Source organism: Lichenibacterium ramalinae (assembly GCF_004137085.1).
Taxonomy (GTDB): Bacteria; Pseudomonadota; Alphaproteobacteria; order Rhizobiales; family Beijerinckiaceae; genus Lichenihabitans; species Lichenihabitans ramalinae.
The window spans coordinates 277,102-298,216 of the sequence record NZ_QYBC01000003.1 but is presented as its reverse complement, the minus strand read 5'-3'; the positions used below and the strand labels follow the sequence as shown (position 1 = coordinate 298,216).

The following is a 21,115-nucleotide window of genomic DNA, read 5'->3' as shown; positions in this document are numbered from 1 at the left end:
GGCATTCTTGTGGATGTTCATCCGGTCCCTCCCTTGGGGCTGAAGCGTCGCAACCTCAGCTTCCTCGGTTCGGATCGGATGGACAACCTATGGAAAGCTCACAGCTAGAGCGCTTTCGCCTTCGGGGACTTCGCTCCCGCTTCGAACCGAGAGCAGTTCCCTTGGCTTGGAGTCGCCAAGGCGACTCGGAGAAGGCCGATACTGCTTTAACGGTTGATGCCGCGGTCGAAGATCTTGCCGCAGGCCGGGCTGAGCAGGGCGCGCTTCGTCTTCATGCAGGCTTCGACCTTCGCCTCGTTGGGCATGGCATCGGGGCACAGGCGCTGGGCGTCGCCATAGCAGGCGTGCTCCGCCTCGGCGCGCAGGCGATCGCGGTCGGACCTGAGCCGGGCCGAGGCCACGCCCGGCAGGGCGAGGACGAGGAGGGCGCAGAGCGAGGCTCGCTGAAACGTCATGGGAGGGAACTCCATCGGCCCTCGGAGGGCTCCCGGGGGTCGGCGACCATAGCAGTCCTGCGGCGCGCGGGATCGTCAGGCTGAACCTGACACCGTCTTTTCAGGCGCTCGGCCGTGCCCCGCACCGCGGCGGTTCGGGTCCATCGCCGCCGCGCCGCCGGCCGCACGCGACGGGCCGGCGGTCGTCCGGCAGATTTCCATGCTCCCACACGCCGCCCGCCCCTCGCGGGCGCGCTGAGGTGACGCATGCCCGTTCAACCCTGGGCCTTGCCGACGTGGTCCGCCATCACGGCGCCCCTTCGACCCAGGGGCTTCCCGCCGCCCCTGGTCGTGTCCCGCGCCGTCTGGTGCTCCAACTCGGCATTGAGTTCGCCCCCGAGCAGCACGATGACGGTCGAGATCCAGAGCCAGACCATGAAGCCCACGCCCGCGCCGAGCGACCCGTAGATCCGGTTGTAGCTGTCGAAGGTCGTCACGTACCAGGAGAAGAGCATCGACGTCGCGATCCAGAACAGAGCCGCGATGGCGCTGCCCCATGTCACCCACCGCCACCGCGCGCCGTTCCGCGACGGTCCGTAGCGGTAGATCACGGCGAGGCTGCCCGTGATGCTGACGAGGAGCACCGGCCAGCGTGCGGCGGCGAGCAGCGTTCCCGTGGCGGTGGGGAGCCCGACGAACTTCAGGACGAGCGGCAAGGCCACGACGCCGGTCAGCGCCAGGAGGGCGAAGACGACGGCGGCGAGCGTGAAGGCGAAGGTCGTGGCGTAGAGGCGCACGGGGTGGCGCTCTTCCTTCTCGTTGTAGACCACGTTCAAGGCGTCGAACAGGGCCACGACGCCCGAGTTGGCGCTGTAGAGCGCCAGGACGAGCGAGATCGCGAAGGCGCCGCCCAGGGTGTCGTTGCCCTTCTGGGCGACCAGTTTGATCTGGTCGCCGACGAGATCGAGCACTCCGGTCGGCAGGATGCCCGACAGCAGGATCAGGTGGCCGCTGATCGTGCTCGCGTCGGCGAACAGCCCGTAGAGCGAGACGATGGCGGCGATGCCGGGGAACACGGCGAGCAGGGTGAAGAAGGCGACGCTGCCCGCCGTCGACAGGACCCTGTTGGCCGAGGTCGCCCAGACGATCCGGATGAGAACGTCCCGCCACCCGCGCGCCGGTATCTCTTCGGGCGCGTCGGCCTCCCTGCCGCGGCCCGGCTCACGGGCACGGTCGCGGTCGGTGGCGATGCCCGCGGTCTCGGGCTCTTCCCCGACGTGGGCGCGCCAGTCCTCGCCCTGTTCTGCGTCGGTCACGGTCGGGATGCTCGCCAAGGGTTCACGTCGGTCTGAGTTAGCGACACGTCAGCTTGCTGTCGACGATCACGGTCCTTCGGGGAGGGTATCGGCTCCGGGACGCGGGCGGCAGGATGCCGGCGACGGAACGCGATTTCACCACGAGGTGTCGTTGACCAGGGTACATCAAGATGCCCCAGTGTACGGGGTCGGCTTGGGATCTCCCGAGATTTCGGTGCCGGTGCCGTCACGACTGAGGGAGAGGACATTCTTGTGAAAGTTTCGGTCGAGGCTTCGTCGACGCCAGCAGCCGCGCGGCATCCCGCCCAGGCGGCCCTTCTCCTCGGGGCTCTGGGCGTCGTGTTCGGGGATATCGGGACCAGTCCGATCTACGCCTTCCGCGAGTCCCTGAAGGCAGCGGGAGACGCCTCGACCGAGGCGACCGTGCTCGGCGTGCTGTCGATGATGTTCTGGGCCATCTTCCTCATCGTCGCCGTCAAATACGTGATCTTCGTGATGCGGGCCGACAACGAGGGCGAGGGCGGGACGATGTCGCTGCTGTCGCTGGCCCTGCCGGTGGCGGGCAGGCTCCAGGGCGTGCTGCTCGTCGTCGGCCTCGCGGGCGCGTCGCTGTTCTTCGGCGACGCCATGATCACCCCGGCCATCTCGGTGCTGAGCGCCGTCGAGGGTCTGGAGATCGCGCTTCCCGCCGTCACCCCCTACGTCGTCCCCCTGGCGGCGGTGATCCTCGTGGCGTTGTTCACCATCCAGAAGCGGGGCAGCGGCGCGGTCGGCTTCCTGTTCGGGCCGGTGATGGCGGCGTGGTTCGCCGTGCTGGCGCTGTCGGGGCTGGCCCACCTGCTGGCCCATCCCGCCGTGCTATGGGCCCTCGATCCGCGCTACGCCTTGGCCTATGTCGGCCATGCGGGCGGGGCGACCTCGTTCCTGGTTCTCGGTTCCGTGTTCCTGGCCCTCACCGGGGGCGAGGCGCTCTACGCCGACATGGGGCACTTCGGTCGCTCCCCCATCCGCCTGGACTGGTTCGTCCTGGTGATGCCGGCGCTGGTGCTGAACTACCTCGGCCAGGGCGCGTCCGTGCTCGCCGACCCTGCCGCGGCCGCCAACCCGTTCTTCCTGCTCTTCCCGAACTGGCTCCTGATCCCGGCGCTCGTGCTCACCACGGCGGCGACGATCATCGCCAGCCAGGCCGTGCTGTCCGGCGCCTTCGCGCTCGTGCAGCAGGCGATCCAACTCGGCGCCGTGCCGCGGCTCGAGGTCAGGCAGACATCGGACGAATCCGCCGGGCAGGTCTACGTGCCCCAGATCAACTGGCTGCTCGCCATCGTGGTCCTGGGCCTCGTCTTCGGCTTCCGGTCCTCCGACGCCCTCGCCAACGCCTACGGCATCGCGGTGGCGGGTGACATGCTGGCCACGACGCTCCTGGTGACCACCGTGGCCATCGGGCTGTGGCGCTGGCCCGCCCTCCTCGTCTACCCGGTCGCGGGCGCCATCCTGCTGCTCGACGTGACCTTCGTGTCGGCGAACGTCCACAAGATCCCGGCCGGAGGGTGGTTCCCGATCCTGGTCGGGACCGTGACCCTCACCGTCATGCTGGTGTGGCGCAAGGGGCGGCAGGCCGTTCTCACCCAGCGTGACAAGGATGCCGCGCGGCTGCCGGACTTCATCGCCAGCCTGGCGCAGCCGGATGCGCCGTTGCGGATGCGCGGCACGGCCGTCTACCTGACCAAGCAGTCCGACATCGTGCCCGCCGCGCTTGCCCTCAACGTCCGGCACAACGGTGTCGTGCATCTCCGGGTCGTCCTGCTCAAGGTGACGACAGAGCGCGTCCCCAGGATCCGCGAGGATGCTCGCGTCGCCACCGAGGCGAGGTCGGCCGGGTTCTCCGTGGTGACGTTGACCTTCGGCTTCGCCGAAAAGCCCGACGTCATGTCGGCCCTGCGGTCTCACAAGGAGAAGATCGGCTTCGATCCGGACGAGGCCTCGTTCTTCATCGGTCGGGAAACCCCGGTCCCGTCGATGCGCCCGGACCTGTCGCCGTGGCAGGAGGCGCTGTTCGGGTTCCTGACCCACAATTCGGCGACCGCCTCGGACTATTTCCTGATCCCGGCCCCACGCGTCGTCGAGATGGGCACGCGGATCGAGCTTTGAAGGCGGGTTTCGCGCTTGGTCAGGGAAGGCGAAGCTGGTGCGGGGCGCCGTGTCGGCGACCGCGCACCGCGTCTCGTGAAGGCTCTCAGGCCTCGGACACCTTGGACGCTGCGGATCGGCGTTGCGGCCGCTGTTCGAGCGTCACGAGGATCAGCATCGCAACGCCGATCGCCACCCCGGTGCCGGCGGTCGCCGGCCAGCCCCCCCGGTGGTAGGTCGCCGTGCCCAGCACGGATCCGATGGGGGCGCCGACGAAGAGGAGCGTCATGTAGATGGCGTTGACCCGGCCGCGGCGCTCCGCCGCCACGCTGTAGATGACCCGCTGCCCGACGACCTGATTGGCCTGGACCGCGGCATCGATCAGGACGGCGAGAAGGGTCAGGCCGATCAATGCGGCACTGCCCTCCGTCGCCCAGCGGGACGCCAGGAAGGACAGCATCAGCACCAGCATGGCGGCGACGGTGGTGACACGGCTGCGTCCGGCGTCGGCGAGGCGCCCTGCCATGGGCGCCACGAGAGCTCCGCCGCAGCCCGCCAGGGCGAAGACGCCGATGCCCCGCTCACCGAGATGGAAGCGGTCAGCGAGGAACAGGGGTGCGGCCGTCCAGAACATGTTGAAGGCGCAGAACATCAGCGATTGGTAGGCGGCGCGCCACCGCACCGCCGGCATGGTCCGCATGACGGACAGCATGGACGACAGGACGCGGGGATAAGGGGTGCCCGACGTCGGCCGGTAGGTCGGCATCATCCGCAGGAGCGAGAGGCCGATCGCCACCAGGACGGCGGCGGAGATCAGGAAGACCGCGCGCCACCCGAGGGCCGCGGAAACGAACAGCGCGATGGGCCGGGCCAACATGATGCCGGTCAGGACGCCCGCCATGACCTTGCCGACCGTTCGGCCGCGCCGGGCTGCCGGGATGAGATGGGCCACGAAGGGCAACAGCACCTGTGCGCCGGTCGAGCAGACGCCCACCATCAGCGACGCCGCGAAGAAGGTGGTCAGGCCGGTGGCGGTCGCCGCTCCGACGAGGCCCAACACCGTCAGTCCCAGCGTCACCAGGACCAGTCGCTTGTTCTCGACGCAATCGGCCAACGAGACGATGAAGAACAGGCCGATGCCGTAGCCGACCTGGGTTATGCTGACGATCGAGCCGGCGAGATCGCGGCTGATGCCGACGCTGGGACCGATCGCCGCCACCAGGGGTTGGGCATAGTAGAGGTTGGCGATGAGCGCCCCGGCTGCCAGCGTCAGAACGGCGACGAGGCGCGAGGAGGGACCCGCGGCATCGTCGACGGCGGTGTCCACGGCGTCGTCCAGGGCTCCTGGACCATCGGCTTTCTCGAATTCGCCTTGGTGAACCGGAGCCGATGAGACTGCTCCCGAGCCGGAACCGGAGCGAATCCGCCGAAGGTGAAAGCGCTCAAGCGGCGTCATCGCCATCACGCGGACCACGGCGCAGACGAAGGCCGATGCTGTTCGTGGTCGTCCATCCCGTCACCTCAGGTCGCCTGGCGCCACGGCACCCACCGCTGGTCATCCGTCATGGAGCGGCGCAGGCGCCGACAGCCATGGGCGGGTTCACGGCACAACGCGAAAGCCTTGTGGAAGGTGCGGCGATGAGCGAGCCTGCCCGGTCTCGATCAGAGGCTCGTCAGGACCTCGTCAGGACCTGGCCAGGACCCGGGCGCCGTCGCGCTGGCGTCGCAGATTCAAAGGTCGGCGCCAAGCACACTGAGCACCCCACAGTTGGTCGAGCTGCACGCAGTTGGCTTCCCCCGCCAGGCAGAGCGCATCGAGGATGTAGATCAGCATCGACGACATCGTATGTCCTCGCTCGCCAGTCTCTGTGGACCGATCGCGTCAGGAAATACCATATCGAGCCCATCCCGTCAGGCTTCCCGCGGTGTTCCTGCGGGCAAACATGTCCGATCCGGATATATCGATCCATCGTCGCAGTCGTCGATCAGACGATGAGCGGCGCGAGCTGCCCCTGCGTTTCGAGGAGTTTGGGCAGCAGCTCGGTTCGCAGCTGAGCGACGCTGGCGCGGCTGGTCTGGACGCCGGTGTTGAGCGCCGCGACCACGCGTCCGGATCGGCTGCGGATCGGCACCGCGACGGACCTCAGCCCGATCTCAAGCTCCTCGTCGACGATGCAGTAGCCCTGGTGCCTCACCCGGGCCAGCTCGGTGCGGAGGGCGTCGCGGGTGACGAGGGTCTTCGGCGTCAAAGGTGTGCAGGTCGATCGGTCGAGGAGGCCGCAGGCCTCGTCCTCGTCCATCGCCGCCAGGAGCACGCGGCCCATCGAGGCGCAGTAGGCGGGCAGCCGGCTCCCGACGCCGAGGCTGATCGACATCACCCGACGCTGCGCCGACCGCGCGATGTAGACGATGTCGGTTCCGTCGAGGATCGAGCAGGAACAGGATTCCTGAATCGCCCCTGCCAATCGGTCGAGGAAGGGCTGAAGCTGCTCGGGCAGCGGTGTCGAAGCCAGGTAGGCGTGGCCCAGCGAGAGGACCCGCGCCGTCAGCGCGTAGCATCGGCCGTCGAAGCTGGCGAAGCCGAGCCGCTCCAGCGTGATGAGACAGCGTCGGGCCGTGGCCCGGTCGAGCCCCGTCAGCTTCGCCACCCCGGCGATGGTCAGTCGCTCATGCCCCTGACCGAAGCAGGACAGCACCGCGAGCCCCTTGGCGAAGCCGCCCATCATGTCGCCCGCGCGCTCCTCCGTCACGGTCGTCGTCGCCGACTGGACAGGGAGCCGGACTTGACGCCGCCCGGCGGCGGTGGTGGAATGTGCGATAACATAACAATGTGCGGATAGCGCACAACATGAGCTCGGTCAACGGTGGATCGCCGGGGATCGATGTCCAGCAGGGAGACGCTGACCGATGGAGCCCTTCATCTACGCGGCCCAGGCCGCGCGCGTGGTCTTCGGTTCCGGGACGCTCGGCAGCCTGCCGGCGGAGATCGACGCGCTCGGGCTCGGGCGCGTGCTGGTCCTGGCGACCTCCCAGCAGCAGGCCGAAGCCGCGGCCCTCGCCGACCGCATCGGCCGGCGCGCCGCGGGCGTCTTCGCCGGGGCGCGCATGCACACGCCGGTCGAGGTCACCGCCGAGGCGATGCGCCTGGTCGAGAGGGACGGCATCGACGGTCTCGTCGCGGTCGGGGGCGGCTCGACCATCGGTCTGTCGAAGGCCATCGCGCTCCGCACCGACCTGCCCCAGATCGTCGTCCCCACCACCTATGCGGGGTCCGAGATGACGTCGATCCTCGGGCAGACCGAGGGCGGCGCGAAGACCACGCTGAAGAGCCTCAAGGTGCTCCCCGAGGTCGTGATCTACGACGTCGACCTCACCCTGACGCTGCCGCCGCGCCTGTCCGCCGTCAGCGGCATCAACGCCATCGCGCATGCCGTCGAGGCGCTCTACGCGCAGGAGCGCAACCCCATCGTGTCGCTGATGGCGGCCGAGGGCATCCGCGCGCTGTCCCGCGCCCTGCCGGTCATCGTCGACGACCCGCACGATCGCCGAGCCCGGTCGGACGCCCTCTACGGCGCCTGGCTCTGCGGCACCTGCCTCGGCGCCGTCGGCATGGCGCTGCATCACAAGCTCTGCCACACGCTGGGCGGCGCCTTCGACCTGCCCCATGCCGAGACCCACACGGCGGTGTTGCCCCACGCCGTGGCCTACAACGCGCCGGCCGCCCCGGACGCGATGCGGACCGTCGCCGACGCGCTCGGCGCGCCCGACGCCGCCCGGGGCCTCTACGACCTGGCGCTGCGGCTGGGAGCGCCGGTGGCGCTCCGCGACCTCGGCATGCCGGAGGCCGGCATCGACTCCGCCGTCGCCGCCGCCCTGAAGAGCCCCTACTGGAACCCGCGGCCCCTCGACCCCTCGGCGCTGCGCGACCTCGTCGCGCGGGCCCATGCGGGCGAGCCGCCCCGCTCCTGACCGCCGGAAGCACCATGACCGAGGCCTATGTCGTCGACTTCATCCGCACTCCCATCGGCCGCTTCGGGGGCGCGCTGGCGAGCGTCCGCCCCGACGACCTCGCCGCGACGGCGATCGCCGCCCTCGTGGCGCGCCACCCCGGCCTCGAAACGTCGCTGATCGACGAGGTCATCCTGGGCTGTGCCAACCAGGCCGGCGAGGACAACCGCAACGTCGCCCGCATGGCGGCGCTGCTCGCCGGGCTGCCCGAGACGGTGCCGGGCACGACCGTGAACAGGCTCTGCGGCTCCGGGATGGACGCGGTGGCCATCGCGGCGCGGCAGATCAGGACGGGCGAGGCCGATCTCATCGTGGCGGGCGGCGTGGAAAGCATGTCCCGCGCGCCCTTCGTGATGCCGAAGGCCGAGACGGCCTTCTCGCGGCAGGCCGAGATCCACGACACGACGATCGGCTGGCGCTTCGTCAACCCGGCGATGCGGGAGCTGTGGGGCGTCGATTCCATGCCCGAGACGGGCGAGAACGTCGCCGAAGCCTTCGGCATCTCGCGCGCGGACCAGGACGCCTTCGCGGCGCGGAGCCAGGCGCGCGCCGTCGCGGCCCAGGCCAGCGGACGCCTCGCGCGCGAGATCGCGCCCGTGCGCATCCCGCAGCGCAAGGGCGAGGCGCGCGTCGTCGACGTCGACGAGCATCCGCGGGCCGGCACCACGGTGGAGAGCCTGGCCAAGCTGCCGACGCCGTTCCGCGCCGGCGGCACCGTCACGGCCGGCAACGCGTCCGGCGTCAACGACGGCGCCTCGGTGCTGCTGGTCGCCTCGGCGGCGGCGGTGAAGCGGCACGACCTCGTGCCCCTGGCGCGCGTCCTCGGGGCCGCGACGGCCGGGGTGGCGCCGCGCATCATGGGGTACGGCCCGGCGCCGGCGACCGCCAAGCTCCTGGCGCGCCTCGGCCTCGGGATCGGCGATTTCGAGACCGTCGAGCTCAACGAGGCCTTCGCCTCGCAGGCGCTCGCGGTGCTGCGTGCCCTGGGTCTCGCGGACGATGCCGCTTTCGTGAACCCCAATGGCGGCGCCATCGCGCTCGGCCACCCCCTCGGGGCCTCGGGCGCCAGGATCACCGGCACGGCCGCGCTCGAACTGGCTCTGTCGGGCGGGAAACGGGCGCTCGCCACCATGTGCATCGGCGTCGGGCAGGGCATCGCCCTGGCGCTCGAACGGGCCTGACCCAACCACAAGCGCAATCGACGACCGCCGGAGGAAACGACCCATGACCGAGACCAAACCGGAGACCCGCGCCCGGACCTTTCCCTATTTCGAGGAGCAAGGGTCCGAGGATGTCGTCAACGCCCGCATGGGTCCGGAGGTGTCCCCCCGGCTGCGCGAGGTGATGACGGCGGTGGTCAAGCACCTCCATGCGGCCGTGAAGGAGATCGAACCCACCCACGACGAGTGGATGGCGGCCATCAAGTTCCTGACCGAGACCGGCCACATGTGCACGGACTGGCGGCAGGAGTTCATCCTACTGTCGGACACGCTGGGCGTCTCCATGCTGGTCGATTCCATCAACCATCGCCGGCCGAACGGCGCGACCGAGAACACGATCCTGGGGCCCTTCTACGTGCCCGATGCGCCGCGCTACCCGCACGGCGCCAACATCTGCCTCGACGGCAAGGGCGAGCCTTCCATCGTGCGGGGACGCGTGGTCGACACCGAGGGGCGCCCGATCGCGGGCGCGACGATCGACGTGTGGCAGACCAACGAGGACGGGTTCTACGACGTTCAGCAGAAAGGCGTGCAGCCCGACTTCAACCTGCGCGGCGTCTTCAGCAGCGACGCCGACGGCCGTTACTGGTTCCGCTCCGTCAAGCCGCGACACTACCCGATCCCCGACGACGGCCCGGTCGGCAAGATGCTCGGGGCGCTGGGCCGGCACCCGAACCGCGCCGCCCACATCCACTTCATCGTCACGGCTCCGGGCTTCGACCCGGTGATCACCCACATCTTCACGCCCGATTGTCCCTACCTGACGGAGGACGCGGTCTTCGGCGTGAAGGAAAGCCTCATCGGCGACTTCAGAAAGGTGGAGGACCCCGAGGCCATCGCCGAGAGCGGCATCGGGGAGCCGTTCTGGCGCGTCGGCTGGGACTTCACGCTGGCCCGCAAGGCACCCGGCACCGTCCCCGACGCCCCCATCATCTGACGCGCGAAGCGAAGCGATCCATGTCACGCAACAAGATCCAAGCCGATGCCGATGCGGCCCTCGCGGGCGTGCTGTTCGACGGCATGACGATCATGTCCGGCGGCTTCGGCCTGTCCGGCAATCCCGAGCACCTGATCGAGGCCCTGAAGCGTTCGGGGGTGAAGGACCTCACCGTCATCTCCAACAATTGCGGAGCGGACGGCTTCGGCCTCTGGACGCTGCTGAACAACGGGCAGATCCGCAAGATGGTCTCGTCCTACGTGGGCGAGAACAAGCTCTTCGCCGACCTGTACCTGTCGGGAGACCTCGAGCTCGAACTGACCCCGCAGGGCACGCTGGCGGAGCGGATCCGGGCCGGTGGCGCCGGCATCCCGGCCTTTTACACCAAGACGGGCGTCGGCACCGTGGTCGGCGAGGGCAAGCCGACCGAGGTCTTCGCCGGCGAAACCTACCTGCGCGAGACCTGGCTCCGGGCCGATCTCGCCATCGTCAAAGCCTGGCGAAGCGACCCCGAGGGCAATCTCGTCTACCGGCGGACGGCGCGCAACTTCAACCCCAACATGGCCACGGCCGCCAAGGTCACGATCGCCGAGGTCGAGGAGGTCGTCGCGGCCGGCGAGCTCGATCCCGACGGGATCCACACGCCCGGCATCTACGTCGATCGCGTCATCCGGGGACCGTCCTACGAGAAGCGGATCGAGCGGCTGACGGTGCGGGAGCGCCCCGCTGCGGCGGCCCCGACGGCGGAGCTGACCTGATGGCCTGGACACGCGACGAGATGGCGGCCCGCGCCGCCCGCGAACTCAAGGACGGGGACTACGTGAACCTCGGCATCGGCATCCCGACGCTGGTGGCGAACTACGTCGCGGCGGGCAAGACCGTGACGCTTCAGAGCGAGAACGGCATGCTGGGCATCGGTCCGTTCCCGTATCGGGAGGACGTCGATCCCGACCTCATCAATGCCGGCAAGCAGACGGTCTCGGTCCTGCCGACGTCCAGCTTCTTCTCCTCGGCCGATTCCTTCGCGATGATCCGCGGCGGCCATATCGATCTCGCCGTCCTGGGCGCCATGGAAGTGTCCGAGACCGGGGATCTCGCCAACTGGACCATCCCGGGCAAGATGATCAAGGGCATGGGGGGAGCGATGGACCTCGTGGCGGGCGTCCGGCGGGTCGTCGTGGTGATGGACCACGTCGACAAATCCGGCGGGCCGAAGTTCCTGCACCGATGCTCGCTCCCCCTCACCGGCCAGGGCGTCGTCGACGTGGTGATCACCGACCTGGCGGTCTTCGAGATCGACCGGCGGGCCGGCGGCGTCCGCCTGGTGGAACTCGCACCCGGCATCGAAGCCGCCGAGGTCAGAGCCAAGACGGAGGCGGACTATCACGAGGCGCTGGCCCGAGCGGCCTGAGGGGAGCGCCTTCGCCTTCGGAGCCCTCGCCGCGATCGAGGGGTCGGATCTCCGTCTCCGACGATGAACGGGTTTCCCGCCATGGTGTCGAACTCCGGCGAGCCGCGATGAACGAATATGAACTGCAGCGCGTGATCCGGTTCCTGAAGGGGACGCGCCAGCCCTTCGTGTCGCTCGTCGCCTCGCCCGAGCCGGATGCGGCGTGGAACATCGTGACCCACCTCATCGAGTGCGAGATCGGAGGGCAGCCCGTGACGGTCTCGACCCTGGTCGACGTTTCGGAGCTGCCCTACGCGACGGCCCTGCGGCGCGTGCATCGCATGATCGACGAGGGCCTCATCCTCAAGAGGTCCCGCAGCGCGACCGGGAAGAGCTTCACGCTCCATCCGAGCCCCGATCTGAGGGCGCGGTTCGAAACCTATGCTCGCCAGATCAAATGCCTGCTCGCCGAAACCTTCGGCCGCAGCATGCCGCTCGAGGACGAGAGCGACGTTTATTTCGGTGGCGTGCCCGGCAGCCCGCCGGTCGACCCGGGTCGAGCCGGGGAGCGGCTGCGTTTCCTGCTGCACGACGACAATTACTTCGCCTCGATGCGCAACATGTGGGTCGACTTCCGGTCGAACCGGGCGATCCGGCGCGACTTCGAGATGAGGGTCCTGCCGGACCTCTACGAGCGGCTCGCCGCCAACGCGCGGGCGGAGGTCTCGGCCTTCGACGTGATCACCATCAACATGCCCTGGCTCGCCGAATTCGCCAGCAAGCACGCCCTGGCGCCGCTGGCGAACTTCAACGAGCCGAGCCTGATCAATCCGGCCGACTTCCAGCCGATGGTCTGGGACACGGGGGCCTGGCAGGGCACGCAGTTCGGGGTCCCGATCTACGTCACCGTGGAGGTCATGGCGGCGCGGCGCGACTGGCTCGAGGAGAGCGGGCGGACGCCGCCGCGCACCTTCGACGAGGTCGTGAGCGTCGCCCGTGCCTATCACGCGCCCGAGCGCGAACGCTTCGGCGTCGTGTGGAACGCCGCGCCGGGCATGCCGCTGGCCCACAGCTTCCTGTTCTTCCTCGGTGCCTGCGGGCGGAGCATCTTCGGTCCAGGCCGGGGTTCGGGCGCGGCGCCCATCCAGATCGACGGACACGCCGGGCGCGAGGTGCTCGACTACATGCATCGGCTCGTCGAAGTCTCGCCTCCCGACGTGCTCACCATGGAGTGGAAGCGCGGGCTCGACCTGTTCCTCCACGGGCAGAGCGCGCTGTCGTACGTTTGGACCATGCGGGCGGCCCGTTTCGAATACGACGTCCAGTCGGCGGTGAAGCGCAAGGTGCGCTATCTTCCGCACCCGGCCGGCCCGGGCGGCAGCAACATCACGCCGATGGGCGGCTTTCTCCTCGCCGTGCCGTCGAACCTCCCGGAAGCGCGCGCGCGACGCGCCTTCGAAGCGATCGCCTCGATGGCCTCGCCCGAAGCCATGCGGGTCCACGCCAAGAACGGCTTCCCCGTCGTGCCCCGCTTCAGCGTCGCGGCAGACCCGGAGGTGCTGGCCGGCTCACCCCTGATCTCCGTCGTGGATGGTTTGGCCAAGCGCGGTTTGCTCAGCACGCGGCATCGGCCCGAGGTCCCCCAATACACCGCGATCGAGAGCATCCTCGGCGAGGTCCTGCATCGTGCGCTCCGCCGCGAGTGCAGCGACGGCGAGGCCCTGGTCGAAGCGCAAGGTGCCGTCGACCGGCTGATGGCACGGGAGCAGGAGCGCGAGTGAGGCTGGCGGCGACGCGACCCGCCCGCGCTCGCATCAGCCGATCGCCCCGAGACGCTTGGCATTCTCCGGCCGAGCCTGGAGCGTTCCGCTCTCGATCTCCAGCGCCATCTCCACGACGCGTTCGTTGACGGGAGCGGATTGCCCGTGGCGCCGGAGCGTCTTCACGACATATCCGTTGACGTCGTCGATCTCGGCCTTGCGTCCCTTCCGCCAGTCCTGCAGCGACGTGGTCAACGTGTCGGGTCGCGAGAATGTCTTGAGGACTTCGTCGAAGATCTGGTCGACGTAACGTTCCGGATGGTTCGACATCACCGGCGGCATGCCGATGATCGAGACGATCTTGGCGCCGTCGCAGAGCGCCGCCTGCATCGCCTCGTACCCGGCGCTGCGCATGACGTCGAGCATCCCGGGGGCGCGCGCGGCATCCGCCAGAGGCAGGTCGACGATGGCGGACGGGATCAACTCTGCAGCGTTCACCACGAGCTTCATCCACTTCGCCGAGACGATGTCGTCCGTCACCTCGACCGTTCCGCTGTGACGCAGCAGCTTCGCGACCTCTTCGACGCGCCCCTGCCGTGCGGGGTCGAGGGCCCCCAGGGCGAACCACGATTCGTCATGGTCGTTCTGGCGGTTCGTCACGCCGGGCACGAACATGTTGGAGGCGATCTCGATCACGGCGCCGATGGTGCGACGACGTCCGACGACTTCGGCGATCTCGTCGTGCGTCATGCCATTCTGAAGGCCGACGATGAAGCCGTCCGGTGCCAGACAGGGCTCGATGAGCTGACAGGCCCACTTCGTGTCGTAAGCCTTCATGACCAGGAAGACGAGGTCGAACGGTTCCTTGATCTCCGCGACCTGGCACAGGTGCAGCGCAGGCACCTTGGCATTGATCGACCTCGTCGGAAGGTTGACCGTGATCCCCTTCTCGCGGATGGCCATGACGTGTTCGGGCCATTGTTCGATGAAGGTCACGTCGAGGCCGGCCAAAACGAAGTCCGCCCCGATGGAAGCTCCCTGAGCACCCGTCCCGAGAAACGCGATCCTCGGGCCGCCCGTCCTGTCCCACGCCATCGTCCCCTCCCCGCTCGCCCGCGCATGCCCGTCGGCTTTCGCGACGCCCCGTCACCGACCCACCGCCTGCGCTCCCGACGCCCGACGTCGGGACCGCACGACACGCCCGAGGGGTCGACCCTGGGGCTCGCCCATGAGACAGTCTTTCCATTCGATAGGCAAGATAGGGATATTTTGGAAAGTCAGCCGGGGCCATCGCGTGTCGCGCCGCGGCGCGTCCGATCGCTCGGTGATGTCAGGGGCCGCGCGCGCCGTTGGATTCGAAGGATGCGCCCAAGATCATATGCAGCGTCACGGTGTAGTGAGCCGACAGCAGTTCCACCGTGAGGTTCGCATCGCCGTTCAGATAGGCGTCCAGGATCCGACCGTGCTCGTCCCGCTCGTTGCGTTCGGGATATCCGGACGCGTAGAGTATTCTATAGCGTTCGGCGACGTCGAACAGTTGCGAACAGAACGCCGTCACTCTGGGCAGCTTCGCGCCGGCGATCAGCGAGGCGTGAAACTCCTTGTGAAGTCTTTCCCAGTTCTCCGAGCGCTGACCGTCCACGAAACGATGCGCCTTCCTGAGTCGATGGAAGACGAGAACGAGATGCTCTTCTGCCGCCACATCCTTCAACTGGAGAGCCGAGGTGATCGCCGCACCCTCCACCATGACGCGCGTCTCGACCAGTTTGCGCAGCTCTTCTTCGGATGTTTCGGCGGCCCTGAACCCTCGCTGTTCCTCCCGCGCCACCCAACCCTCGGAATAGAGCCTGTTCAGCGCCTCTCTCAGCGGGCTGATGCCGCTCGAGTACCTGTCGCGCAACACATCGAAGAGGAGCTTCTCGCCCGGGCGGATCTCTCCGCGCATGATGTCACGCCGGATGCTGTCGTAGACAGACGTCGCTCTGGTGAGCCCGGTTTCCTTGTCCCTCACTGCGTCAGCCCCAGCTCCCCGACTTGCCTTCCAACGCGGCGGCGAGCCAGCGCCGCGCAGCGCGACCCCGTCGATCGTAGGGACGTCGGCGTCGCCGGCAAGCCGACATTCCCCTCCTATGACACGAAACGTGGAAAGTTCAGAGGGGCATCGGGGCCGTCGGCAGACCCCCGTCGACGACCCGCCACCCTGCAGAGTGCCGACCCGCCTTCAGACCGGGACATGGCCACGGCCTCGGCACCGGGGCCGGACCCGCGGAGCCCCGGTGGGGTTCGCCTAACGAATTTTGGAAAATAACCTTGACATGGGCCATCCTTGGAAAGACCCTTCGAACCGGCAGCCTCGGCCACAAGGCGGCAAGCGCGGCATGGAGGGGAAAATGGGCTCGACGGCCAGTCTGGTCATGCGCCGCATCGGACGCGGAGGCACGGCGGCCCTCGTCAAGACGGCAGCGTGAGAGCCGGGATGAGCATCGAACACCTTTTCCGTCTCGATGGTCGCGTCACCGTCGTCACGGGGGCGGCGCGCGGCATCGGCCAGTGCATCGCCAGCGTCCTGGGGCAGCTGGGTGCCACCGTCGTCCTCGCCGACCGCCTCCCCCTCGTCCACGAAACGGCGGCGGCCCTCGCGCGCGAGGGCATCGCGGCCGAGGGCCTCGTCCTCGACGTCACCGATCGACCGGCCGTCGATGACGCCGTGGATGGCGTCGTGGCGCGCCACGGACGCATCGACGCCATGGTGGCCAATGCGGGCTGGTCCTACGAGGACGCCAGCGTCGACCACAGCGACGAGAACTGGTCCCAGGCCCTCGACATCAACCTCAACGGCGTCTTCTACGTGGTCCGGCGTGCCGGGCGCCACATGGTGGCGCAGAAGAAGGGTGCCATCGTGGCACTCTCGTCGATCGCCGGCGTCAAATACGTCCGCCCCGAGCACCATGTCGGCTACGACGTCGCCAAGGCGGGTGTCGCCCACATGTGCCGGGTGCTCGGCTGCGAATGGGCTGCGGCCGGGGTGCGGGTCAACGCGGTCGGGCCGGGCTACACCGACACGGAGATGCTGGCGGAGGTCGGCCGCACGCAGCCGGCCGTCCTGAAGCGATGGATCGACGACATCCCGATGGGCCGCCTGCTGCGGCGCGAGGAGATCGCCTCGGCCATCGCCTTCCTGCTGTCCGACGCCGCGAGCGGCATGACGGGACAGCTCATGATGGTCGACGCCGGGTACAGCGCCGCCTGACCGCAGGAGCGGGCGACGAGGCCGCCGTCGCCTCGGCGCCTTTCGGTGCGCGACGGCCGCTTCCGCCATCCACGACCAAACCGGGCCCTATCATGGATCGTATCGGGATCATCACGGGTGCGGCCGGCGGCGTCGGCCGAGCAGCGGCCGAGCGCTTCGCGCGGGACGGCTGGTCGCTGGTCCTGACCGACATCACCGCGGCCGTCATGGCGATCGCCGACGAGGTCGGCAGGGACGCCAAGGGCCGCGTGATCGGTGTCGCGGCCGACATCTCCGGGTCCACCGGCGTCGAGGCGATCGACGCGGCCGTCAGATCCCTCGGCGGCCACCTGACCTTCCTGGGTCTCGTCGCCGGCACGTTACAGCAGGTCGTCTCCATCGAGGCGCTCGACATGGACGAGTGGGACCGCGTGATGTCGGTGAACCTGCGGGCGAACGTTCTGATGATCAAGCGGTTCATACCCGCGCTCAGGCAAGCCCGCGGTGCCTCGATCGTCACCGTCTCGAGCTGGTTCGGACACAGCGGCCACGGGATGTTCAGCGCCTACTGCGCCTCGAAGGCCGGCTTGATCTCGCTGACCCAGAGTGTCGCGGCAGAGTTGGCGGTCGATCGGATCCGCGTCAACTCGGTCGCGCCCGGCAACATCGCGACCCCGATGCATTTCACCGCCCTGCGGGAGGAAGCCGATCAGCGCGGCACGAGCTTCGAAGCGATCAAGCAGGCCGAATGGGACAAGATCCCCTTGGGACGGGCCGCTGAGCCGGCCGAGATCGCCGCCGCCATCGCGTTCCTCGCCTCGCCCGACAGCACCTACATCACCGGCGCGACGATCGATGTGAACGGCGGCGTCCTCTTCTCATGAGCGGACGACGCCGCGGGTGCCGACGCCGTCGACGACGGGCGCTCGCAGAACCGCCGTCGAACCGGTGGTCGCCGCCATTCGGGCACTCGCCCATCATTCAACCGAATCGACATCCCTCGCTCGGCCGACCGACCGCCGCTCCGGGATGTCGCGGTAAAGCCGGCTCAACCTGCCCTGGAACGCCGGTGTCGCCTTCAGGGCAGTGCCTGCCACCGGATCGGCGCCGGCCAGCATCGTGTCGGTGGCGTCGCGGGAGAGGGAGACGACGAAGCGAGCCCGCTCGGCCCGGCGCTCCTCGACCCAGGCCGGGACGCGGTCGAGAGGCTGGCCGGCCGACAGAGCCGCCGCGATCTCGTCCACCGCCACGCAGGCGTCCTCGCAGGCCTGGGTGGCCCCCTGCCCGAGCGTCGGCACCATGGGGTGGGCAGCGTCGCCCATCAGAAGCACGCCCGGAGTGCCGCTGAACGTGACGCAGCCCTCCTGCAGCCGGGCCCAGTGGATGGCATCGACGTTCCGCACCACGGCATCGATGAGGTAGGCGGCCTCGCGCGAAGGTGGCCGGCCAGCCGGCCGGTACCGGGCGGCCAGGGCTTCGGGTCGCTTCATGTGGTCGGGCGTCGCGGCGCCGGGCGGGATCGGGAAGGAGCCGGCGCAATAAACGAGGTCGCCCGGCACCCGGAAGGCGAGCAGCCGGTTCGGCCCGTTGAACCATTGGCCGTAGTCGTCGATCGGGCAGACGGGCCCGGCCGGAAACAGGATGCGGTAGAGGCACACGTCGAGCATGTGCGGCACCTCGGGACCGCCGAGCACGGCTTGGCGCACCAGGGAATAGCGCCCGTCGCCCGCCACGAGCAGATCGATGTCGCGGATCTCCCGCGATTCCCCGGTGGTTCGGTCGCGGTAGCGCACCGCCCGGTCCCCGGCCGCCATCACGCACTCCGTCACCTCGGCCCCATAGGTCACGAAGGGTGCGATCGGCCTCCGCAACAGCGCGTAAAGCTCCGCCCAGCGGATGCGGATGCCGGGCGTGTCGGCGACGCGCGCGAGCGGCAGGTCCATCAGGACCTCGCCCGACGTCAGCGCCACGGTCCAGCGGTTCCAGGGCAGGCTCGCGGCGCGGATGGCCGCCGCCTCGCGCGGCAGGTGCAGGTCGAGGCACGCCATGGCGTTGGGGCCGATGTTGAGGCCCGTGCCGGCTTCCGCATGATCGGCGGCACCGGCCCGCTCGAGGCAGACGACCTCGCAATCCGTCCGGTCGCGCAGACCCGAGACGATGAGGCTGCCCGCGATCCCGGCCCCGACGACGACGATCCTGGGCTTGGTACGGCTCATTCAGGCCTCTGCGAAGGCAGGCCAGGACGGCGTCGCGAGCCGCGGCGCGACGGAGGCGGCGAAGGCCAGGAGATCGGCGTCGCGGCCGGCAGCGGCGACGAACTGGCCGCCGATCGGCAGGCCCGCGCGGGACGGGGCGAGCGGCAACGCCATGGCGGGCAGGCCCGCGGCATTGACCCAGCCCGTGTAGATGGCGTGGCCGCGCGGGCCCACAATCTGCCCGTCGATCGTGGCCGGGTAGGCCTCCTCGGCCCGCCACGGCAGGGCGGCGGCGCTCGGCATGAAGACGAGGTCGTGCCGGTCGAAAAGTTGGGCGACGGCGCGACGGAAGGCCGCCAGGGCCGACATGGCATCGGCATAATCGGCCCCCGACAGTCGCGCCCCCTCCTCCGCCATGGCGCGGATCGTCGGCCCGCCCTCGGCGAGGAGGCGCCCGCCCGTGAGCCGTGCCACGCGCGCCACCCCTGCCCGGCCCACCACGCGCCAAATCTCGTCGACGGCGGCGCGGTCGAAGAAGACGGGCCCGGTGTCGACGGTGTGGCCGGCCGCCGCCAGGGCGCCGGCCGCGGCCTCGCAGGCCGCCGCCACCTCCGGGTCGAGCGGCGCGTCGCCGAAGCGCGGCACGTGGAGGATGCGCATCGGCCGCGGCGCGGGCGCGGGCGCCGCCTCGCCCGACAGGACGGCGTCGAGCAGCGCCGCATCGCCGACCGAGCGGGTCAGCGTGCCGATCACCTCGAAGTCGTGCAGCGTCTCGGGAAAGCCGCCGGCACGCGGGATCCGGCCGATCGAGGGCTTGAAGCCCACGAGGCCGGTGTGGGCGGCGGGCCGGCGGATGGAGCCGCCGCCGTCGGTACCGATGGCGGCAGGCACGAAGCCCGCCGCGACGCCGGCCGCGGCGCCACCGCTCGATCCGCCCGGCGTCAGGGCGGGATCCCACGGGTTGCGCGTCGTGCCGAAGAGCAGGTTCGACGTATAGCCTTCGAGCGTGAGTTCGGGGACGTTGGTCTTGCCCAGCAGCACTGCCCCGGCGGCGCGCAGCCGGGCCACCGGCGCCTCGTCCTCGGCGGGGAGGAAACCCGCATAGGCCCGGCTCCCCCAGGTGGCGGGCAGGCCCGCCATCAGCAGGTTGTCCTTGACGGTCAGCGGCACGCCGTCGATGGCGGATCGGGGAGCACCGGCCCGCCACCGGGCGGCGCTGTCCCGGGCCGCGGCACGCGCGCCCTGGGCATCGATCGCCACGAGGGTGTTGAGGGCCGGGTCGCGCCGCGCGATGCGGTCGAGCAGCGCGTCGAGCAGGGTTTCGGGGTCGAGGTCGCCGGCCCCGAACGCCGCCGCGAGGTCGGCGACGCCGAGCCGCCACGGTTCGGCGGCGACGCTCACGACCGGGCCCGCACGATGGCGGCGATCGGGGCCGAGCCGGGCGCGCACTGATGCTCGGTGCCGCCGGACACGAAGATGGCCGGATCGCCCGTGATGCTGGCGATGACGGCGCCGAGCGCCGCGCGGGCATGGCGCTCGTAGTTGATGTCGGCGTCCGACAGCATGGTATTGCGCCGGCCGCGGATCATCCCCGAGGGACTCGCCTCGGCCTTGGCGAAGACCGCCGCGATCCGGCCCGTGTCGGGGGAGCCGCCCGCGTCCGGTAGGCCCGCGTCGGCGAGGGCGGCCCGGACGCCCCCGGCGTCGATCGCGTCCTCCAGCACGGCATGGCCGATCTGGAACTCGCCGCCCGCGCCCTCGGCATTGCCGAAGAGCAGGATCTCGCAGGCCTTCAGCTCTCCGCCCGCCGACGTCGAAGCGACCGCGGAGAAGAGGTCCATGCGGGTCGCGATGGCCTCTTGGGTCACGGCCGAGGCCGGCACCTCGCCGAGGCCGAGCGCGACCCCGAGCGCGGTCGAGCCGCGCGCGAAGGCCTTCGAGCCGTTGGGGTCCCGCGTCACGAGCGCGACGCCCCGCCGGTCCGCATCGGCCAAGCCGGCGGGGGTGAGGAGCGGACCCTTGACCTGGACGTAATGGACGTCCCGCGGATCGGCGATGCCAGCCTCCCGGCGCGCGCGGTCGACCGCCTCGGCTACGGCCTCCACCACCGCCATGGTGCCGATCTCCTCCGGGGCGAAGGCGCGGGTGCCGGCGATGCCGAGCGCGAGGCGCTTGCCGGAGCCGGCGGGGGCCCCGTCGGGTCCCCGCGTGAAGACCGTGGCGTGGGGCGACAGGACGCCCTCGCAGCCGCCGGACCACACGAAGGCGATGCGCCGCGTGACCTCCTCGGGCGTGCAGCCGAGATGGCGCGCCAGCATCAGCTGGTACGACAGAGTTGCGAAGCCGCGGGTGAAATCGTTGGCGCCACCGTTGCCCTCCGTCTTGCCGATGAATGCCACGATGGTGGCGGGATCAACCGCTCCTGCCGCGATCAGCCGCTCCAGTTCCGAAACGTCGCTCGGCGCCGCCATGGCGACCTTGTGGACACCGATCCCCATT

General features: G+C 69.7%; 19 protein-coding genes. 9 read left to right on the top strand and 10 right to left on the bottom strand.

Annotated features, from left to right (window positions below; genetic code table 11):
* Nucleotides 1-206 precede the first annotated feature (206 nt).
* Together D3272_RS05545 and D3272_RS05540 are read right to left on the bottom strand one after the other, a co-directional pair.
* The gene (locus D3272_RS05545; RefSeq protein WP_129218145.1) at nt 207-455 is read right to left on the bottom strand and encodes a hypothetical protein; all 249 of its coding nucleotides are present in this window, start codon (nt 453-455) and stop codon (nt 207-209) included.
* 254 nt (nt 456-709) lie between these two features.
* Nucleotides 710-1,750, bottom strand: a complete 1,041-nt coding sequence (locus D3272_RS05540) for a YihY/virulence factor BrkB family protein (protein WP_129218144.1) — start codon at nt 1,748-1,750, stop codon at nt 710-712.
* Between the two features lie 252 nt (nt 1,751-2,002).
* On the opposite strand from D3272_RS05540, the gene D3272_RS05535 reads away from it, so the two are divergent.
* On the top strand, nt 2,003-3,898 hold the full coding sequence (locus tag D3272_RS05535; protein ID WP_129218143.1) for a potassium transporter Kup: 1,896 nt from the start codon (nt 2,003-2,005) through the stop codon (nt 3,896-3,898).
* Nucleotides 3,899-3,983: 85 nt separating this feature from the next.
* On the opposite strand, the gene D3272_RS05530 is transcribed toward D3272_RS05535, so the two are convergent.
* From D3272_RS05530 to D3272_RS05525, 3 genes are all read right to left on the bottom strand, one after another.
* Nucleotides 3,984-5,204 carry an MFS transporter gene (locus D3272_RS05530; RefSeq protein ID WP_245496396.1) on the bottom strand — a complete coding sequence of 407 codons (1,221 nt, stop codon included), beginning with the start codon at nt 5,202-5,204 and terminating at the stop codon, nt 3,984-3,986.
* Between the two features lie 357 nt (nt 5,205-5,561).
* On the bottom strand, nt 5,562-5,711 hold the full coding sequence (locus D3272_RS27190) for a hypothetical protein (protein ID WP_165361233.1): 150 nt from the start codon (nt 5,709-5,711) through the stop codon (nt 5,562-5,564).
* 151 nt (nt 5,712-5,862) lie between these two features.
* The gene (locus D3272_RS05525) at nt 5,863-6,603 is read right to left on the bottom strand and encodes an IclR family transcriptional regulator domain-containing protein (RefSeq protein WP_129218167.1); all 741 of its coding nucleotides are present in this window, start codon (nt 6,601-6,603) and stop codon (nt 5,863-5,865) included.
* A 181-nt stretch (nt 6,604-6,784) separates the two neighbouring features.
* Between D3272_RS05525 and D3272_RS05520 the strand changes: the two genes are divergently transcribed.
* From D3272_RS05520 to D3272_RS05495, 6 genes are all read left to right on the top strand, one after another.
* Nucleotides 6,785-7,846, top strand: a complete 1,062-nt coding sequence (locus D3272_RS05520; RefSeq protein WP_129218141.1) for a maleylacetate reductase — start codon at nt 6,785-6,787, stop codon at nt 7,844-7,846.
* Between the two features lie 14 nt (nt 7,847-7,860).
* Complete coding sequence (gene pcaF / locus D3272_RS05515; RefSeq protein ID WP_129218140.1) at nt 7,861-9,066, top strand: 3-oxoadipyl-CoA thiolase; 1,206 nt, start codon at nt 7,861-7,863, stop codon at nt 9,064-9,066.
* A 43-nt stretch (nt 9,067-9,109) separates the two neighbouring features.
* Nucleotides 9,110-10,042, top strand: a complete 933-nt coding sequence (locus tag D3272_RS05510; RefSeq protein WP_129218139.1) for an intradiol ring-cleavage dioxygenase — start codon at nt 9,110-9,112, stop codon at nt 10,040-10,042.
* A gap of 20 nt (nt 10,043-10,062) precedes the next feature.
* Entirely contained in the window at nt 10,063-10,800 is a 738-nt protein-coding gene (locus D3272_RS05505) for a CoA transferase subunit A (protein WP_129218138.1), read from the top strand.
* Nucleotides 10,800-11,453, top strand: coding sequence for a 3-oxoacid CoA-transferase subunit B (locus D3272_RS05500; protein ID WP_129218137.1), 654 nt, complete (start codon nt 10,800-10,802; stop codon nt 11,451-11,453). Before D3272_RS05505 ends, D3272_RS05500 begins: the two co-directional genes overlap by 1 nt.
* Before the next feature lie 107 nt (nt 11,454-11,560).
* The gene (locus D3272_RS05495; protein ID WP_129218136.1) at nt 11,561-13,213 is read left to right on the top strand and encodes an extracellular solute-binding protein; all 1,653 of its coding nucleotides are present in this window, start codon (nt 11,561-11,563) and stop codon (nt 13,211-13,213) included.
* 33 nt (nt 13,214-13,246) lie between these two features.
* On the opposite strand, the gene D3272_RS05490 is transcribed toward D3272_RS05495, so the two are convergent.
* Nucleotides 13,247-14,287 (bottom strand): ketopantoate reductase family protein, encoded by a 1,041-nt coding sequence (locus tag D3272_RS05490; RefSeq protein ID WP_129218135.1) that lies wholly within the window; start codon nt 14,285-14,287, stop codon nt 13,247-13,249.
* Between the two features lie 235 nt (nt 14,288-14,522).
* Entirely contained in the window at nt 14,523-15,203 is a 681-nt protein-coding gene (locus D3272_RS05485) for a GntR family transcriptional regulator (RefSeq protein WP_129218134.1), read from the bottom strand.
* A 465-nt stretch (nt 15,204-15,668) separates the two neighbouring features.
* Here D3272_RS05485 and D3272_RS05480 point away from each other — a divergent pair, with 465 nt between their 5' ends.
* Nucleotides 15,669-16,442 carry an SDR family NAD(P)-dependent oxidoreductase gene (locus D3272_RS05480; RefSeq protein ID WP_129218133.1) on the top strand — a complete coding sequence of 258 codons (774 nt, stop codon included), beginning with the start codon at nt 15,669-15,671 and terminating at the stop codon, nt 16,440-16,442.
* 92 nt (nt 16,443-16,534) lie between these two features.
* On the top strand, nt 16,535-17,305 hold the full coding sequence (locus D3272_RS05475) for an SDR family NAD(P)-dependent oxidoreductase (RefSeq protein WP_129218132.1): 771 nt from the start codon (nt 16,535-16,537) through the stop codon (nt 17,303-17,305).
* A 93-nt stretch (nt 17,306-17,398) separates the two neighbouring features.
* On the opposite strand, the gene D3272_RS05470 is transcribed toward D3272_RS05475, so the two are convergent.
* Genes D3272_RS05470 through atzD form a run of 3 tightly spaced genes read right to left on the bottom strand, consistent with a single transcriptional unit; the run spans nt 17,399 to nt 21,114 of the window.
* A complete protein-coding gene (locus tag D3272_RS05470) occupies nt 17,399-18,637 on the bottom strand; it encodes an FAD-dependent oxidoreductase (RefSeq protein ID WP_129218131.1) in 1,239 nt (412 codons plus the stop codon).
* Complete coding sequence (locus tag D3272_RS05465) at nt 18,638-20,017, bottom strand: amidase (protein WP_129218130.1); 1,380 nt, start codon at nt 20,015-20,017, stop codon at nt 18,638-18,640. It lies immediately after the preceding gene.
* Entirely contained in the window at nt 20,014-21,114 is a 1,101-nt protein-coding gene (atzD, locus tag D3272_RS05460) for a cyanuric acid amidohydrolase (RefSeq protein ID WP_129218129.1), read from the bottom strand. The genes D3272_RS05465 and atzD overlap by 4 nt, the downstream gene beginning before the upstream one ends.
* Between the last annotated feature and the right edge of the window lies 1 nt (nt 21,115).

Excerpts from the sequence above, each read along its gene's own strand:
- atzD (WP_129218129.1), bottom strand. The coding sequence starts at position 21,114 with ATGGGGATCGGTGTCCACAAGGTCGCCATGGCGGCGCCGAGCGACGTT.
- D3272_RS05490 (WP_129218135.1), bottom strand. The coding sequence starts at position 14,287 with ATGGCGTGGGACAGGACGGGCGGCCCGAGGATCGCGTTTCTCGGGACG.
- D3272_RS05480 (WP_129218133.1), top strand. The coding sequence starts at position 15,669 with ATGAGCATCGAACACCTTTTCCGTCTCGATGGTCGCGTCACCGTCGTC.
- D3272_RS05510 (WP_129218139.1), top strand. The coding sequence starts at position 9,110 with ATGACCGAGACCAAACCGGAGACCCGCGCCCGGACCTTTCCCTATTTC.
- D3272_RS05505 (WP_129218138.1), top strand. The coding sequence starts at position 10,063 with ATGTCACGCAACAAGATCCAAGCCGATGCCGATGCGGCCCTCGCGGGC.
- D3272_RS05500 (WP_129218137.1), top strand. The coding sequence starts at position 10,800 with ATGGCCTGGACACGCGACGAGATGGCGGCCCGCGCCGCCCGCGAACTC.
- D3272_RS05545 (WP_129218145.1), bottom strand. The coding sequence starts at position 455 with ATGACGTTTCAGCGAGCCTCGCTCTGCGCCCTCCTCGTCCTCGCCCTG.
- D3272_RS05525 (WP_129218167.1), bottom strand. The coding sequence starts at position 6,603 with ATGATGGGCGGCTTCGCCAAGGGGCTCGCGGTGCTGTCCTGCTTCGGT.
- D3272_RS05520 (WP_129218141.1), top strand. The coding sequence starts at position 6,785 with ATGGAGCCCTTCATCTACGCGGCCCAGGCCGCGCGCGTGGTCTTCGGT.
- D3272_RS05470 (WP_129218131.1), bottom strand. The coding sequence starts at position 18,637 with ATGAGCCGTACCAAGCCCAGGATCGTCGTCGTCGGGGCCGGGATCGCG.
- D3272_RS05495 (WP_129218136.1), top strand. The coding sequence starts at position 11,561 with ATGAACGAATATGAACTGCAGCGCGTGATCCGGTTCCTGAAGGGGACG.
- pcaF (WP_129218140.1), top strand. The coding sequence starts at position 7,861 with ATGACCGAGGCCTATGTCGTCGACTTCATCCGCACTCCCATCGGCCGC.
- D3272_RS27190 (WP_165361233.1), bottom strand. The coding sequence starts at position 5,711 with ATGCTGATCTACATCCTCGATGCGCTCTGCCTGGCGGGGGAAGCCAAC.
- D3272_RS05475 (WP_129218132.1), top strand. The coding sequence starts at position 16,535 with ATGGATCGTATCGGGATCATCACGGGTGCGGCCGGCGGCGTCGGCCGA.